We start from the raw sequence: 16,686 nt of genomic DNA, 5'->3' as shown, positions 1-16,686 counted from the left end.
TCGTTAAATGAACGTATCTTCCCGAAACCGAATCAAGCATCTGTCGGGCGATTATCGATGAGAAGCGTGATGGGCCGTACGGCAAACTCCACCTCATCCATTCATATCACGCCGGGGGAGCATTATTCAAGCGAAAGAATGATCCCTGCAAGTGGCGGGAGGCTGATAACGATCGAGTCGGGCCGACCCATCCAGGGTTCGCCGGTCGTATCGATGCGACCCATGTTGCCCAGATTGCTGCCACCGTAGTGTATGGAATCGCTATTGAATAATTCATGGTACATGCCTTTCGCAGGGACGCCGATGCGATAACGTGTGCGCGGCACAGGCGTGAAATTGAGAACGATCAGGACGAATGAACCATTGCATGCGCGGCGCAGATAGCTGATGACGGAGTTGTCGGCGTCATGGCAGTCTACCCACGCGAAACCATCAGGCAAGAAATCGAGTTGGTGTAATGCGGCGATATTGCCATACAAATGGTTGAGGTCGCGCAGCGCAGCCTTGACGCCGCGGTGCTGTTCATCGCGTAATTGACCCCAGTCCAGTTCCCATCCCGAGTTCCATTCACGTCCCTGGGCGAAGTCGCTGCCCATGAAATTGAGCTTTTTACCGGGATAAGTCATCTGATAAGTAAATAACAGGCGTACGTTTGCAAATTGCTGCCAGGCATCGCCCGGCATTTTGCCCAGCAGCGATCCTTTGCCATGCACTACTTCGTCATGTGAAAGCGGCAGGACGAAATTTTCCGTATACGCATACAATTGGCCGAAAGTAAGCTGGTCCTGATGGAAGCGCCGATAAACCGGATTATTACGCATGTAGGAAAGCGTATCGTTCATCCAGCCCATATTCCATTTCATGGAAAATCCCAGACCGCCAGTATAGGCGGGACGAGATACCGCCGGCCATGAAGTGGATTCTTCCGCCAGCGTCAACGCACCCGGAAATTCCTCGTGTACCATAATGTTCAGTTCGCGCAGGAAATTTATAGCTTCCAGATTTTCCCTGCCGCCGTATTTGTTGGGTAGCCATTCACCCGGCTTGCGTGAATAGTCGAGATAGAGCATGGATGCAACAGCATCCACGCGCAACCCATCAAGATGAAATTCCGCTAACCAGAAATGGGCGCTGGACAATAGAAACGATTTTACTTCGTTGCGCCCAAAATTGAAGATATGCGTTCCCCAGTCCTGATGTAGTCCAATACGCGGATCCTCGTGCTCATACAATGCGCTGCCATCAAATCGGGACAACGCAAATGCATCTTGGGGAAAATGCGCCGGCACCCAGTCGAGCATTACGCCGATACCCTCCAGATGACAGGCATTGATGAAATATTTCAGGTCGTCCGGTGAGCCAAAACGACTGGTGGGCGCGAAATAGCCGGTCGTCTGATAACCCCAGGATTCATCGAGCGGATGCTCTGAAATTGGCATCAACTCAATATGGGTGTAGCCCATTTCACGCACGTAAGGAATCAGATGCCGGGCGAGTTCACGGTAAGAGTAAAAACGGCCATCAGGATGTCGCTTCCAGGACCCGGCGTGAATTTCGTAAATATTCAGCGGTGCGTGCAACCAATCCCACGTTGCACGGTTTATCATCCATTCGGCATCATCCCATGCTGTTTCGCCGACCACCGGTGTGCGCGCCGCATTGTTGGGGCGCAATTCATAGCGCCTGGCATAAGGATCGGTTTTAAGAAGGATTGCGCCGCTGTCGCGGTTGCGTATTTCATATTTGTAGAGTGAATCGGGGGGGAGGCCGGGTATAAAGAGCTCCCAAACGCCACTGAAACCGTGAACCGCCATCGGATGCACTCGGCCATCCCAACGGTTAAAGCCGCCTACCACACTCACGCGCTCGGCATTAGGCGCCCATACCGAAAAAAGTACGCCAGCGATGCCCCCTCTTTCCGCAATATGCGAACCCAGTGTTCGATAAGCTTGCCGTAACCGGCCTTCATTGAACAAATAGACGTCATAATCGGAAATTTGCGGCTGGAAGGCATAGGCGTCATAAGTTTCGTACAAGCATGCTTCCGGCCATGCGTTACCATCTTCGACGCGCAATAGATATGGCATGGGCGGCAATGCGACGCCGCGCCATTCGAAAACCCCGGCAGGATGTGCCCGCTTCATCACCTCGAAGCTGTCTTCTATATTGATCCATACATTTATCGCATATGGATAAAATACCCGAATCAAGCCATGGCCGTGCTCCATGCGAGCACCGAGATAACTGAAAGGATCATGAAGTCGAGCAGCCAGCAGCGCTTCCAGGGACGGGTTGACCTTGACCGTTATGCCATGATGTGTCGGATCGGATTGCATAAGTCGATTATAGCTCGCGCAAGGATACGGCGATACGGCGGAGTATGGTCGTGAATTGAAATTCAATGCAGGCAATCGCATCTGCCGAATCTCCTGCAACCATCTTGTCCGTTTCATGCTCCTCTCCTTCGCGATAGCATAAAACCGGACAGATCATTTGCTACAGATCCGGACACTTTATTTGTTCTTTACAAACGGAAACGGATTACTTGACGGGGAATATGGAGAGGGGCACAATCTGATTCCCTTCATTGATTCGCTCCAGTATCTTGGGCATAAATAAAATAAGGAAAAACAAATGCATACATGTTCTCACGCTGTGTTTGGATGTATGGACTTTCGGATTCAGGGCACAATTGAAAAATTACTTGAGCACCTGAATGTTAAAGAGGGAACGTTTGATCGGGTGATATGCGCCGGCGGCGCGGCAAATACGGAACAACTTGAAACGCATCTGGAGTTGTCGAAGAGGCTGCATGATAGCCACGTGGCTGTGCTCTCCGTTCACGAGGATTGTGGTGCCGGTGCGGTAAAGGAGGACCTTTACAAGGCGGGGGATACTGCCCGTTCGCTTGGGTTCGAGCCAAAACTGTTCTATATCAAACTTGATGGAACCTGGGAAGAAGTTCAGCCACAGGGAGTCTCTGGATAAGCATCCGAATGGATGCGAGGCAGCCTTGGGCTTTTACAGAGAAGGGATTTCCTGAGACGTAAGAGCCCGCAAATAGCGTCCCGTGTAAGGGGCTTCCTGCCACGACGCTTCTGGAGGCGGTTCTTTTCGGTTTCTAGCCTGCACAACAGGCAGCTCAATTTGAATGGTGCGATTCAGCCATTGATGAGTGCGTCACCGTGAACTTCTTCAGAGGTGAGATTCTCTAGACAAAAGGAGCTGACTTGCGTTATATCAGCCAGATTACGCGTAATTCGGTAGCGATGATACTGGCTGGCGGGCGCGGTAGCCGCTTGCGACAGCTTACAGACTGGCGTGCCAAGCCTGCCATGCCGTTTGGCGGCAAATTCCGCATTATCGATTTTCCTCTCTCCAATTGCGTTAATTCCGGCATTCGCCGTATCGGGATCGCAACACAGTACAAAGCGCAGAGCCTGATCAGTCATATCCAGCACGGCTGGGGATTTCTCGATGGGCGATTCGATGAATTTGTCGAGTTATTACCAGCTCAACAGCGCATTGAAGAAACCTGGTATCAAGGAACCGCCGATGCGGTCTATCAGAATATCGATATACTTCGAGTTTATAATCCGGATTACGTGCTGATTCTGGGTGGTGATCACGTTTATAAAATGGACTATGGCAAGCTGCTCGCCGACCATGTCGAAAAAGCCGCCGAGATGACAATAGCCTGCCACGACGTGCCCTTGGAGACGGCAAGCGGACTTGGGATCATGAGCGTCGATGACGAATGGCGCGTCAACGGTTTCGAAGAAAAGCCTTCAGTGCCTACCGCGATGCCCGGCCAGCCCGGGCATGCGCTGGCGAGCATGGGTATTTACGTGTTCAATGCTGCATTTCTTTTCGAACAATTGATTCATGACCATGACGACGAGCAGTCGTCCCATGATTTCGGCAAGGACATGATCCCGTACCTGGTGCCGCGTGGAAGGGTGTTTGCCCACCGTTTCGTCCACAGTTGTGTCAATATGGCGTCGGGTGTGCCGTATTGGCGCGACGTCGGCACCATTGACGCCTATTGGGAGGCGAACCTGGATCTCACCCGTATTACGCCGGACCTCAATCTATATGACAAGGATTGGCCGATCTGGACTCACCAGGAACAATTGCCGCCCGCCAAGTTTATTTTCGACGATGATGACCGGCGCGGGCAGGCGCTGGATACAATGGTTTCTGGCGGATGCATCATCAGTGGATCAACCGTGCGCCGCTCGCTGTTATTTTCAAATGTACAGGTACGCAGCTACAGCAGTATCGAGGATTCAGTGATATTGCCCAATGTGGATATCGGTCGCAATGTGCGACTGAGACGCGTCGTTGTCGACAAGAATTGTATAATTCCTCCTGGGCTGATGGCTGGTTTTGACCCGGAGCAGGACCGCGAGCGCTTTTATGTCACCGAAAATGGCGTTACGCTTATTACTCCGGAAATGCTGGGGCAGAAAATACATTATGTCAGATGATAAGCAGGATGAAATAAGACAGTGAGCGCATAAAGCGAACAATTTGTGGCGATCGACAGGTTCCGTGCCGAACGCAGGGCTTGTCCAGACGCCTACTTCCATCGGGTCAGATAGAAATGCAACCAATACATTTAGTCTTGCTGTGGCATATGCACCAGCCTGATTATCGCAATTACGAAACTGGCGAGTTTACGTTGCCATGGGTGTATCTGCACGCCATCAAGGACTACAGCGACATGGTGTCCCACCTTGAAGCGCATCCGTCCATAAAAGCGGTGGTGAATTTCGTGCCGGTACTGCTGGATCAACTGGAGGATTATGCGGCACAGTTCGCGTCGGGTCAGTTTCGGGACCCGCTCTTGCGCTTGCTGGCGGCGCCCGATCTGGAACAGGTTTCCGCGCGAGATCGCATACGGGCGTTCGACAGTTGTTTTCGCAGCAATCACGTCACCATGATGCAACCGTACCCGACCTGCAAGCGGTTGCATGATATGCACGAAACATTGCGGGCTCGCGGTGAGGCGGAACTGTCCTATCTTTCGGGCCAGTATCTGGCGGACCTGATCATGTGGTATCACCTGGCATGGACAGGAGAGAGCGTACGCAGGACCAATGAGGCGGTAGTGCGATTGATGACGCAGGACAGAGGCTTCAGCCATGCCGACCGGCTAGACTTGCTCAATGTGATCGGGGACTTGATACAGGGATTGATTCCTCGCTATCGCAAGCTGGCTGAGTCCGGCCAGATCGAATTGTCCACCACGCCGCATTACCACCCCCTGGCTCCGCTATTGATAGACTTTTCTTCCGCGCGCGATAACATGCCCGACGTGCACCTGCCGGTGGAAAGCTGTTATCCCGGAGGGAAAGGCCGTGTCGCGTTTCAGTTGACATCAGCTATCGAGAGTCATGCGCGTCGCTTCGGGATAACGCCCTGCGGCGTATGGCCCGCGGAAGGTGCGATATCAGCGGCCATGCTCGAGATTCTTGCGGACCACGATTGTCAATGGAGCGCCAGCGGTGAAAACGTGCTGGCGAATAGCCTGCGCAAATCGTATGGGGGCAGACCCTTGCCGGAACGAGGCCGCTACCTCTACAAGCCCTATCATGTGGAAGGTAAGGCCAATAGCGTCACGTGCTTCTTCCGCGACGAAAGACTATCCGACATGATCGGCTTCGAGTACTCGAAGTGGTTTGGGCGAGATGCTGCCGAGCATTTGGTGCACTCTCTCGAAGATATCGGCCGCAACGCATTATCCGGGGAAAATCCAGTGGTAAGTATTATTCTCGATGGCGAGAATGCGTGGGAATACTATCCTTACAACGGCTATTACTTTCTCAATGATCTCTACGGAATTCTTGAAAATCACCCCGCAATCGAGGTGACTACTTATAAGGATTATCTGGGAACCATCCAGCAGGCTGATGTCGCCCACTTGCCGGTATTGACGGCAGGGAGCTGGGTGTATGGAACGTTTTCCACATGGATCGGCGATCAGGACAAAAACCGTGCCTGGGATTTGCTCTGTGCGGCCAAGCACAGTTATGACCTGGTGATGCAAAGCAAACGCTTGACCGACGAGGAAAGAGCTAAGGCCGAACGTCAACTCGCTTCCTGCGAAAGCTCCGACTGGTTCTGGTGGCTAGGTGATTACAATCCGCCGAGCGTAGTGTCGAGCTTTGATCAATTATTCCGGGACAATCTGGCTAATCTCTATTCTTTACTGAAATTGCCGGTACCCGTATCCGTACATCAGCCTATCAGCCACGGCGGCGGCGTTGTGGCTCAAGATTCGGGCACAATGCGGCGCGCCTCTTGAAGAAAACCTGCAGCGCACTATTGCCGGCGCAAGCCCGAGAGCGATATTTCGACCAGGAAAAGCCAAGTTGGTTTTCCAGGCCACATAACGCAACATGATACATTTCACCTGACCAGCGCCAGCCTGGGCCGGAAGTAGCGGCGCTAGCGAGTGGCTAAGCTTTCTCTGAGGAGAACTCGATGTCCCGATCCGTCTCCCTGCTTTTCGGCGTTCATGCTCACCAACCGGTCGGCAATTTTCCAGAGGTGCTGGCTGATGCCCACCTGCGTTGTTATCGGCCTTTCCTGCAAGTCCTTCACCGATATCCCAGCTTTTGTTTTGCGGTGCATATTTCCGGCTGGTTGCTGGACTATCTGTTTGATCACTATCCGGAAGACATGGCGCTGCTTCGGGACATGGTGATGCGCGGTCAGGTCGAGCTATTCGGTGCGGGCGATACAGAGCCGGTCCTGGCTGCGATTCCAAACCGCGATCGCATCGGGCAAATACAGACATTTTCCGATAAGCTGGAGAGGAAGTTGGGGCGGCGCCCGCAAGGTGCGTGGCTGACCGAGCGCGTGTGGGAAGCAACGGTAGTTCCGGCGTTAGCGGATTGTGGCATCCGCTACGTGATCGTGGACGATTATCATTTTCTTTGTGCTGGCAAAACAGCGGCGGAACTGGACGGTTATTTCACTACCGAAGAGGACGAGCGCAAACTCGATCTGTTTCCCATTTCCGAAGCGCTGCGTTACCGGTTGCCGTTTTCTCCGGCGGATGAAGCAATAGCGTACATAGAGTCTCTGGCTGAAAACAGTACAACCGGCCATGGCAACGCCGCCGTCTATTTTGACGATATCGAAAAATTCGGTATCTGGCCGGAAACTTATCAGTGGGTATATGAAAAAGGCTGGCTTGATACCTTTATCCAAGGGGTGCTGGCGTCACCCATAATTCGTCCCCAGCACTACCGGGACTATCATGCTGCCGAGAAAACCCGGGGTGTAGTGTATCTCCCAACCACTTCATATATGGAAATGAACGAGTGGACACTTCCTGCAGGGCCCGCCAATATTTATGCCGACCTGGTGCAGCAGGCCAAGGCAGTGGGTTGGTATGACGGCAACAAGGCGTTCCTGCGCGGTGGTATCTGGAAAAATTTTTTTTCGCGCTATCCCGAATCCAACTGGATGCACAAACGCATGCTGGGCCTTTCCCGGCGGCTGGCCTCGCTGCCGGAGCGGCAACGTAGCGTTGCCATGAAGCATAAGCTGTATGAGTCCCAGGCTAATGATGCATATTGGCATGGCTTGTTTGGAGGCTTGTATCTCCCTCATCTCAGACGCGCGGTATTTAAAGCCATCGTCGAGCTGGAAGCGATGCTTGACGCCTGCGCCCCCCGCCCGGCAAGATTTCTGGAAGATACCGATCTCGATGGGATCGAGGAAATGTATCTGCAGACCGGTAAAATCCAGGCGGTGTTGAAGATGAATGACGGAGGCATCATTTGCGAACTGGATTCCTATCTGCTGACGCATAATTTTGGCGATACGTTGCGGCGCCAGGCTGAGCATTATTATCGAAAAATCCATCAACGCGAAGATAGCCCGCATGGGCACAGCGGTGCCGGGATCGCCTCGGCGCATGAACGGCTCAGCTTCAAGAATAAGATAACTGCCGGAGATATGGTGGCCGACGACCACGCTCGTGGGTTGTTCGTGGATCGCCTGAATGGCGAATTCATAACCTATCGGCATGAGCCATCCAGTGCTGATGATTCAATTTGCCAGACGGAGGTGTATTCGCAATACGTAAAAAAAAGTATTGCACTTGCGGGCAACTGGTTGCAGGTGTCATATTTTTTCGCCGCTGAAGCGGAGGGCGTATTCTGTACCGAGATCAACCTTGCAATGCCAAGTTGCGATGGCTGGGGGGGGGCGCTATATTTACCGGGGACAAATTCCGGGTGGTTTCGGTCAACTACTCGAGTTGTCCGCCATGACCGATATAATGCTCGATGATGATGTGCTGGGAGGAAGTGTCGAGCTGAAAGTATCTGTTCCAGCCGAATTACACGCACAGCCTTATTACTCGGTATCGCAGTCGGAAGAGGGATTCGAGAAAATCATGCAGGCTGTGACACTGAAATTGCAATGGCCGGTGATAGTTGGCGCATTGGTTATCTCGTTGGCGATCAATGCAAAACAAAATGTCGTGGCGGGACACCTTCCGTAGCCGCGGCGGATAGGTCGGAATTATACAAACGCTCAAGTACAAACGTGCAAAAAGAAAAGGCGGCCGGGCCGCAGCCCATCCTGTAGGGCTATTATATACAGTGTGGCATACTCCGCTTTCAGCAGTGGTATCCCAGCTTGCTTCGCACCTTAAACCCATACTGGCAGGCTGGTCTGGGTTGTAGAGTTATAGCGGCATTCGTAAAATTTCTGGTAAAATTGCGAATTCTCAAAGAGCCCAGCAAGGATCCGTCATGACCTATGTAGTAACTGAAAGCTGTATCAAGTGCAAATACACTGATTGTGTAGATGTGTGCCCGGTGGATTGCTTTCGCGAGGGGCCTAATTTTCTGGTAATTGATCCGGATGAATGTATTGATTGCACCCTGTGTGTAGCTGAATGTCCAGTGGATGCAATTTATGCCGAGGATGACGTGCCGACGGATCAGCAGCATTTCACCGCACTCAACGCTGAGTTATCGAAAGCATGGAAACCCATCATCGAGAAAAAAGATTCTCCCCCCGATGCCGATGACTGGGCAAAGGTAACCGGGAAACTGGACAAGCTGGAACGCTGATCCGGCAGCGGTCGTTTTCTGCCGCATGTCCTCCATTCTGAATTTTCCCCAAGTTCTTCTGACGGAAATTTTTGCGAGCCGTGACGTCGGCCTAGTAGATGGCGTCACGATCGTCACGCCTAATCGGCGACTCGCAGCCGCGCTGAAACACGAGTTCGATGGAGCGCGGTCAGCCGAAGGCATTTCTGCCTGGGATTCGGCGGATATCCTGCCGATCTCCACATTCATCGAACGTATCTACGAGGACGCGCTTTACTTCGCGCAAGCCTCTCATCTGCCCGCGTTGCTCAGGCCCGCTCAGGAGCAGGTTCTATGGGAAGATGCCATTGCCCGTTCGGATACGGGCACGGTTTTGCTTGCCGTCGCGGAGGCCGCACGGCTTGCTCGTGAGGCGTGGCAGCTCGCCCATGCATGGCACTTTATCCCGCGGCTCGGGAATTTCCCGCTGAACGAAGATGGCAAGGCATTTCGGGATTGGTCGCGATACTACGAGGAAACAACCCGCCGCGCACGGCAGACCGATCGCGCACGGCTTTGCGATCTCGTAGCCGGGCTGTGCCTGCGGCCTGAAATCAATAAGCCGAAGCGCTTGATCTGCTATGGTTTCGATATCATTACACCGCAACAGGCAGCCTTGTTGGTCAAGCTTGAGGATGCGGGCTGTGAAGTAATGCTGGCGCAACCGCAGCCGCAACAGTCGCCGCAAAATCCCGGTTCGCGACGTGTGCAATACGACGACGCCGGTGAGGAGATTTATTGCGCGGCGGCTTGGGCACGGGCACGAATCGAAGCAAATGGCTCCGCTCGCATTGGCGTTGTCGTTCCGACCTTTTCAGAGCATCGAAGTGCCATCCTGCGCATCTTCAGTTCGCTGATGGAGCCCGATGTCCAGCGATCACTACCGGGTGCGGCCAAGCGCGTATTGCCGTTTAATGCATCGCTTGGCAAGGCTCTGGTTTCGTATCCTCTGATAAACGCCGCTTTCCTGATACTCGAACTCGGCGAGGGAGAAATCGGATTCGAGCGCGCGAGCCTCTTGCTCCGATCGCCCTTTCTCAGCGGCGGCGAAACTGAAATGGCGCAGCGCGCAAGCCTCGATGCTCAACTGCGCAATCGTACCGAGTCTACAATTACACTTGAACGGCTGCTTGCTCTTATCGAGCGCGAATATGGCGGTGAAAGCTGCCCGGTTCTAGTGGAGGTTCTGTCGGCCTATGCCGAGCTCCGCAAAGTAAAGCTGCGCGGTTCGCAAGCGCCCTCAGCGCTGGCCAGGGTTATTTCCGAGGTTTTGAGGATCGCCGGTTTTCCTGGCGAACGCGCTCTGGATTCAGCGGAATATCAGACATTGAAGAAATGGCATGAGGTTCTCGCCGACTTCGCCGCCCTCGGCAGCGTCATGCCGTACGCCAGCTACGGCAAAGCACTATCGCGTTTGCGCCATATGGCTGCCGAGGTGTCGTTCCAGCCTGAGACGCCGAATGTTCCCATCCAGATACTCGGCGTTCTCGAAGCCGCCGGCATGACGTTCGATCATCTTTGGGTAATGGGCTTGTCTGACGAAGCCTGGCCGCCGCAACCACGTCCCAATCCTTTTCTGCCGATCGAACTTCAGCAAGCCGCCGGATTGCCGCGAGGTTCAGCCGGCGCTTCCCTGGCGCTTGCGTCCCGGTTTACCGATGCATGGTTGTCGGCAGCGAACGAAGTCATCCTGAGTCATCCACGGCATGGCAACGGCCGCGATGGGCGGGCACTCGCGCCCAGCCCGCTGATAGCGGATATTGCCGTTTGTGAGCTTGAGCTACCCGATTATGCAAGTCACCGCGACCTGATCCATCGCGCAAGCCGGCTTGAATGCATAAAAAATGACAAAGCACCGGCAATAGGTGCAGGCAATGGCGCTAACGGTATGGCCAGTGGCGGCATGGCGGTGATAAAAGATCAGGCCGCCTGCCCATTCCGGGCATTCGCTGTCCATCGATTGGGCGCATCCGGAACGAAATTGCCGGGCACCGGGCTGGATGCAATACAGCGCGGCATACTGGTGCATCATGTGCTCGCACAGGTTTGGAGCCAGCTCAAAACCAAAAATGTGCTTGATGCCATGAGTGATGACGATCTGGAAGCGATGCTCATGCAGGCCGCGAAAGATGCGATCGCGCATATCCATCGCGACCGTCCAGCTATGCTTTCAGGGCGTTTTGCAGTGATCGAGCAGCGGCGCCTGGTGCGGTTGGCACAAGAATGGCTCAACGAAGACAGGAAGCGGAATGACTTTGCGGTCATTGCTATCGAAGACAAGCGCAGCATCGAAATCGGCGGGCTTGAACTGACGACGCGGCTCGATCGTGTAGACGAGCTCAGCGACGGACGCCGTATCATCATCGATTATAAAACGCGGGCGCCATCGGTAAGCGCCATGCTTGGCGAGCGTCCGGAAGAACCGCAACTGCCCCTGTATCTCGTCACTGCCGAACCCGCTGCGGTTGCGGTCGCATTTGCGCAGGTTAAAACGGGAGAGATGCGGTTCACGGCACTTGCGCGTGATGGCAATCTGCTGCCGGGTGGAAAAGCGCTGGGTGAATCACGCCAGGCTGATCAGTACGGATCGTGGGAAGACCTGGTTGCGGCCTGGCACGCCGATCTTGCCCGTATCGCGGCCGATTTCATCGACGGAGATGCCAAAATCGATCCCAAGATCTATCCGCACACTTGCCGCTACTGTGACGTGCGATCCGTTTGCCGTATTCATGAACGTGCAGGAAAGGAGTTTACCGAGCAGGAAGAGGAAGGATGAGCAGCACATCGCCTATGTTCTCTATGCCGGAACTCGCGCCTCGCCAGGGACTCGGCTTGGCGCCGGACTTTGCCGAGCGCCGCCGTGCGCTTGATCCGACCCATTCCTTTATCGTTCAGGCACCGGCCGGATCAGGCAAAACCGGACTTCTGATACAGCGCTATCTCAAGTTGTTGACGCTTGTGGATGAGCCGGAAGAAATCGTTGCGATTACATTCACGCGAAAAGCGGCTGCAGAGATGCGTGAACGCTTGATGGCGGCGCTTGTGCAGGCACGCGATACGTCCTCTTATCCGTCTGAAACGTTTCAAACCGAGTACGAAAGGCTGACGCGAGAGCTGGCTGGCGCTGTTTTGCAGCGGGACGCCGGCGCTGGCTGGCATATTCTCGATAATCCGGCGCGATTGCGTGTCCGGACATTCGATTCGCTGTGCGCATCGTTGACACGGCAGATGCCTGTGCTGTCGGAGTTTGGTTCTCAGCCGGAAACCATCGAGGACGCGTCAGATTTATATGCCGAAGCAGCGCGTGCCACCGTTGGTCTTGTCGAGAACAATGATGCCGTGGCGCAGGATGTCGAGCATTTGCTGGAGCATCTCGACAATGATGTGGCACGCGTCGAGATATTGCTCATCGGAATGCTGGCTCGACGCGATCACTGGCTGCGGCATATTCACGGCAAGGACCGCGATGAGCTGGAAGAGGCGTTGAAGAACGCACGCCGTGATGCGCTTCGGCGCTTGTGTTCACTGTTTCCTGTCTCTAGCCGGGACGAACTGGTTGAGCTGATGCGCTACGCTGCGCGCAATCTGGCGGATAGCGGCAGGGATTCGCTTATAGTCGACTACGCGCAACTTTGCGAACTCAGCACGTTTCCTGGCGATGACGAGGGGGATGTTCCCTGCTGGCATGCCATTGCCGAGCTGTTGCTGACAAAAGTAAAAGAAGGCGCCTGGCGCAAGCAACACACGGTGAAAGAGGGTTTTCCTCCCGAGCCCAAGGCCAGGAAAGGCATGGCGGACTCATGGAAGGACAGGGCGCGGGCATTGGTTTCGCATCTGGCTGAGCAAGACGACGGCGCGCTTCGCCAGGCGTTATATGACATTCGTGAAAAGCTTCCGCCTCCTGCTTACACCGAACGGCAATGGCAAGTGCTCAGCTCGATAATGCGGCTGCTCCCACGTGCGGTGGCGCAGCTCAGGCTCGTGTTTCAAATCCATAACAAGGTGGACTTTACCGAAGTCGCGCAAGGTGCCCTGCGAGCGCTCGGCGAACCCGAAATGCCTACCGATCTTGCACTCGCGCTCGACTATCGCATTCGGCACTTATTGATAGATGAGTTCCAGGATACATCGATCAGCCAGTATGATCTGGTCGTGAAATTGACCGCCGGATGGGAACCGGGGGATGGCCGCAGCGTGCTGGCGGTCGGCGACCCCATGCAATCCATCTATCGATTCCGCGAGGCTGAGGTTGGGTTATTCCTCCGAGCCCGTGCAGAGGGGATAGGCAATGTAGCATTACAGCCGAGCGCTCTTTCCGCTAATTTCAGATCGCAGCGCGGCATCGTCGATTGGGTCAACGCCACGTTCTCGCAGGTGATGCCGGAACGGGAGAATATCGCCCTTGGCGCGGTATCCTACGCACAATCCATCGCAACGCGCAGCTTGCTGGAGGGCACAGGGGTCGGCGTACATCCGTTTTTCAATGATGACCACGCAGCCGAGGCAGTAAAAGTGGTGGAGATTGTCGCGCAAGCGCAGCGCGATGATCCCGGCTCCACTACGGCAATCCTGGTGCGCAACCGTAGCCATCTCGGTGAAATCATACCTCGGCTGAAGAAAGCCGGCATTCGTTTTCGCGCGATAGAAATTGAAGGGCTGGCACGCATGCCCATCGTTCAGGATCTGCTGGCGTTGACCCGCGCACTGGCGCATCCCGCCGATCGAATGGCGTGGCTCGCTTTGCTGCGCGCTCCTTGGTGCGGCCTCACGCTCGCGGACATGCACACGCTCGTATCGGTGCGTTCCGAACCCGCTTCTGGCGATGTTACTGATGTGGTCGCTGGCGATGCCCAGGCAGACAGAAGAGATGGCGGAGCGAAGCCACCTGATCGTACAGTGTGGGAATTGATCAACGACGACGCCCGCATGGCGTCGGTTTCCGCCGATGGCTATGTCCGGCTTCTACGCGTGCGGGAAGTGTTGGCGGAATGCATGGCTAATCGTTGCCGCCAATCGCTGCGGAACACTGTTGAGGCAGCATGGCTTGCGCTGGGAGGCCCCGCCTGTATTGAAGATGCGACAGACTTTGAAGATGCCGCGGCCTACCTCGATTACCTCGAAGCAAACGAAAACGAAGGTAGCGTTCTCACCGTCGCTGCCTTGGAGGAAGGGCTCGTCAGGCTTTTCGCGCTACCTGACGTAAAAGCCGACGATACCCTGCAAATCATGACGATTCACAAGGCCAAGGGCCTGGAATTCGATCATGTGATCGTACCCGGTCTTGGCCGCTCATCGCGCGGCAACGATAAGAAGCTATTCATGTGGATGGAGTATTTACGACCTGCGCTCGCTACGGAAGAGCCAGGCGAAGGTAACGACCTGTTGCTCGCGCCGATTCAGGAAACGGGTGGGGAGGCCGACCGCATTTATTCATGGCTGGAGAAACTCGAGGGTGAGAAGGAATGCCTGGAGGATGGGCGTTTGCTCTACGTGGCTGCGACACGTGCCAGGCAGCGCCTGCATCTGCTGGGCAGCGCGGGTATTCGCGAAGGGGAAGACTCTTCTGAACCTTTTGAGCTGAAGCCGCCAGCGGGAAAAACACTGCTGAGTAAAATCTGGCCAATGGTGGAGCATATTTATGCAGAAGCTGCAGCACAAGCGCTGTCCTCAGGCGGGTTATTTGCCGTTGATGATAAAGAGCAGCGCGCGGCGGGCGAATACGCTATCGATCAGTCTTTGCGGCGCCTTGTCTCAGGGTGGACACTGCCGGTCGCGCCGCTCTCGGTACAGTGGAAGGCTCAGCAGCAGGGATCGACGATTCAGGGCGAGATCGAATATTCATGGGCAGGGGAAACGGCACGCACTATCGGAAACATCGTACACCGCTGGCTGCAGCGCATCGCCGAAGATGGCGTGGGGAACTGGAATGCGCCGAAAATTTCCGGGTTACGGGATATCTTCAAGCATCAGCTCGCCGCATGCGGCATGGCCGGCAATGAGGGCGATACCGATGCGGCTGTCAAACGGGTAATAACCGTGCTTACCCAAGCGGTGAGTGATCGGCGTGGACAATGGCTGCTCGGCCCGCAGCGGGATGCTCGCAACGAATTGCGCATGACAACGATAGCCGAAGGCGAGTATATCGATCTCGTCATCGATCGTACCTTTCGTGATGAGAGCGGCCAGCGGTGGGTGGTGGACTACAAGACCAGCAGTCATGAAGGCTCGGACCTGGAAGGCTTTCTCGACAGCGAGCAGGAGCGCTATCGCGCCCAGCTCGACCGTTACGCGGCGTTGATGCGCTCAGTCGATGGCCAGCCGGTGAGGCGAGGGCTTTATTTTCCGATGCTGAAGGGATGGCGGGAGTGGGGCGATACGCGGTAAAGTATTTTTCCGGCAAGCCATCCTGCAAGCCGCCGTTGCGTCCCTGCGAAGAAGAGAGTTAATTCAGCGTTTTTTGAAAAGCGATGAGTTTGCTGAAGAGAATGAAGCCGATCGAGAATTATCGATCGTGTGTATCAATAGTGAAAAGATAAACAGCTTTCTGTACCTGCAAATTAGGGAGAATTCATGCGACTGTTACTCTATGCCTTCGGATTTCTGACGCTCGCTGGGTGTGCGGCGGGTACGACCGGCGCAACCGCGGCAGCGCCACCACTGCGGCCGGAGCTCAAAACGTTCATCGACCAGATGGTGGAGCGGCATGGATTCGCCCAGGCTGAACTTGAAAGTATTTTCCGTTTGGTCCAGTTTCAGCCTTCCATCGTCAATGCAATTTCGCGCCCGGCGACTTCCAAACCATGGTACGAATTCCGCCCAATGCTTGTTACCCCCCAGCGTGTCACCGATGGCGTTGTCTTCTGGAACAGCCATGCCTCGACCCTGGAGCGGGCGCGCAAAGAGTTTGGTGTTCCTGAAGAAATCATTACTGCCATAATCGGTGTCGAAACAAACTATGGCGTACAAACCGGCAAGCATCGCGTGCTGGATGCATTGACTACGCTGGCGTTCGATTATCCGAAGCGTGCCGCTTTTTTTCGCGACGAACTGGAACATTACTTGCTGCTGGGGCGGGAACAGCGTTCAGACCTGTTGAACATCAAAGGCTCGTATGCGGGGGCTATCGGCATCCCGCAATTCATGCCCAGCAGCTATCGGCGATATGCCGTGGATTTCGATAACGATGGCAAGGTCGATTTGTCCCGCAGCACCGTGGATGCGATTGGCAGCGTCGCCAATTATCTGAAGGGCTACGGCTGGGAAACAGAGCAAGCGATAGTCGCATCCGCGCTCGTCAACGGCGAGAGTTACCGTGAGGCAATATACGCAGGGGAAAGACCGGCATATACCGTGGAGAGAATGAGAAAATTGGGCATTGCGCCGCAAGTCGCTCTACCGGTTGACCGCCAGGCTACGCTGATCGAACTGGAAAATAAAACCGGAAACGAACATTGGCTGGGTTTCAATAATTTCTACGTCATCACACGCTATAACCGCAGCGTGAATTACGCCATGAGCGTGCTGCAATTGGCTGACGAGATTCGTGCGGCAAGAAATTCCAATTGAA

10 protein-coding genes are annotated in these 16,686 nt (G+C 54.7%); 9 read left to right on the top strand and 1 reads right to left on the bottom strand.

All coding sequences use genetic code 11. The features are described 5' to 3' along the window. Positions 1–122: 122 nt before the first annotated feature. Positions 123–2,336 (bottom strand): 1,4-alpha-glucan branching protein GlgB, encoded by a 2,214-nt coding sequence (gene glgB / locus F822_RS04620; RefSeq protein ID WP_025040261.1) that lies wholly within the window; start codon positions 2,334–2,336, stop codon positions 123–125. A 298-nt stretch (positions 2,337–2,634) separates the two neighbouring features. Here glgB and F822_RS04615 point away from each other — a divergent pair, with 298 nt between their 5' ends. From F822_RS04615 to mltB, 9 genes are all read left to right on the top strand, one after another. Next, complete coding sequence (locus F822_RS04615) at positions 2,635–2,988, top strand: carbonic anhydrase (RefSeq protein ID WP_025040260.1); 354 nt, start codon at positions 2,635–2,637, stop codon at positions 2,986–2,988. 242 nt (positions 2,989–3,230) lie between these two features. Further along, positions 3,231–4,490 carry a glucose-1-phosphate adenylyltransferase gene (glgC, locus tag F822_RS04610; RefSeq protein WP_025040259.1) on the top strand — a complete coding sequence of 420 codons (1,260 nt, stop codon included), beginning with the start codon at positions 3,231–3,233 and terminating at the stop codon, positions 4,488–4,490. A gap of 116 nt (positions 4,491–4,606) precedes the next feature. Further along, positions 4,607–6,310: a glycoside hydrolase family 57 protein gene (locus tag F822_RS04605; RefSeq protein ID WP_025040258.1), complete on the top strand. Its 1,704-nt coding sequence runs from the start codon at positions 4,607–4,609 to the stop codon at positions 6,308–6,310. A 179-nt stretch (positions 6,311–6,489) separates the two neighbouring features. Next, positions 6,490–8,310: an alpha-amylase/4-alpha-glucanotransferase domain-containing protein gene (locus tag F822_RS04600; protein ID WP_331458282.1), complete on the top strand. Its 1,821-nt coding sequence runs from the start codon at positions 6,490–6,492 to the stop codon at positions 8,308–8,310. Further along, positions 8,288–8,524 (top strand): alpha-amylase/4-alpha-glucanotransferase domain-containing protein, encoded by a 237-nt coding sequence (locus F822_RS15910; protein WP_407938229.1) that lies wholly within the window; start codon positions 8,288–8,290, stop codon positions 8,522–8,524. Before F822_RS04600 ends, F822_RS15910 begins: the two co-directional genes overlap by 23 nt. Positions 8,525–8,777: 253 nt before the next feature. Beyond that, positions 8,778–9,101 carry a ferredoxin FdxA gene (gene fdxA / locus F822_RS04595; protein ID WP_025040257.1) on the top strand — a complete coding sequence of 108 codons (324 nt, stop codon included), beginning with the start codon at positions 8,778–8,780 and terminating at the stop codon, positions 9,099–9,101. Positions 9,102–9,126: 25 nt separating this feature from the next. Beyond that, positions 9,127–11,895: a PD-(D/E)XK nuclease family protein gene (locus tag F822_RS04590; RefSeq protein WP_025040256.1), complete on the top strand. Its 2,769-nt coding sequence runs from the start codon at positions 9,127–9,129 to the stop codon at positions 11,893–11,895. Beyond that, positions 11,892–15,503 carry a UvrD-helicase domain-containing protein gene (locus tag F822_RS04585; protein ID WP_231623569.1) on the top strand — a complete coding sequence of 1,204 codons (3,612 nt, stop codon included), beginning with the start codon at positions 11,892–11,894 and terminating at the stop codon, positions 15,501–15,503. The genes F822_RS04590 and F822_RS04585 overlap by 4 nt, the downstream gene beginning before the upstream one ends. Before the next feature lie 186 nt (positions 15,504–15,689). After that, positions 15,690–16,685, top strand: coding sequence for a lytic murein transglycosylase B (gene mltB / locus F822_RS04580; protein ID WP_025040254.1), 996 nt, complete (start codon positions 15,690–15,692; stop codon positions 16,683–16,685). Position 16,686: the final 1 nt, after the last annotated feature.

The sequence above is a fragment of the Nitrosospira briensis C-128 genome, from assembly GCF_000619905.2.
Taxonomy (GTDB): domain Bacteria; phylum Pseudomonadota; class Gammaproteobacteria; order Burkholderiales; family Nitrosomonadaceae; genus Nitrosospira; species Nitrosospira briensis.
The sequence above is the reverse complement of the archived record's forward strand: the minus strand, read 5'-3'. Positions and strand labels throughout refer to the sequence as shown.

What these genes read in the sequence shown, in the direction of transcription:
- glgB (WP_025040261.1), bottom strand. Translation starts at nt 2,336, where the DNA reads ATGCAATCCGATCCGACACATCATGGCATAACGGTCAAGGTCAACCCG.
- F822_RS04615 (WP_025040260.1), top strand. Translation starts at nt 2,635, where the DNA reads ATGCATACATGTTCTCACGCTGTGTTTGGATGTATGGACTTTCGGATT.
- F822_RS04605 (WP_025040258.1), top strand. Translation starts at nt 4,607, where the DNA reads ATGCAACCAATACATTTAGTCTTGCTGTGGCATATGCACCAGCCTGAT.
- F822_RS04600 (WP_331458282.1), top strand. Translation starts at nt 6,490, where the DNA reads ATGTCCCGATCCGTCTCCCTGCTTTTCGGCGTTCATGCTCACCAACCG.
- F822_RS15910 (WP_407938229.1), top strand. Translation starts at nt 8,288, where the DNA reads ATGACCGATATAATGCTCGATGATGATGTGCTGGGAGGAAGTGTCGAG.
- fdxA (WP_025040257.1), top strand. Translation starts at nt 8,778, where the DNA reads ATGACCTATGTAGTAACTGAAAGCTGTATCAAGTGCAAATACACTGAT.
- F822_RS04590 (WP_025040256.1), top strand. Translation starts at nt 9,127, where the DNA reads ATGTCCTCCATTCTGAATTTTCCCCAAGTTCTTCTGACGGAAATTTTT.
- F822_RS04585 (WP_231623569.1), top strand. Translation starts at nt 11,892, where the DNA reads ATGAGCAGCACATCGCCTATGTTCTCTATGCCGGAACTCGCGCCTCGC.
- mltB (WP_025040254.1), top strand. Translation starts at nt 15,690, where the DNA reads ATGCGACTGTTACTCTATGCCTTCGGATTTCTGACGCTCGCTGGGTGT.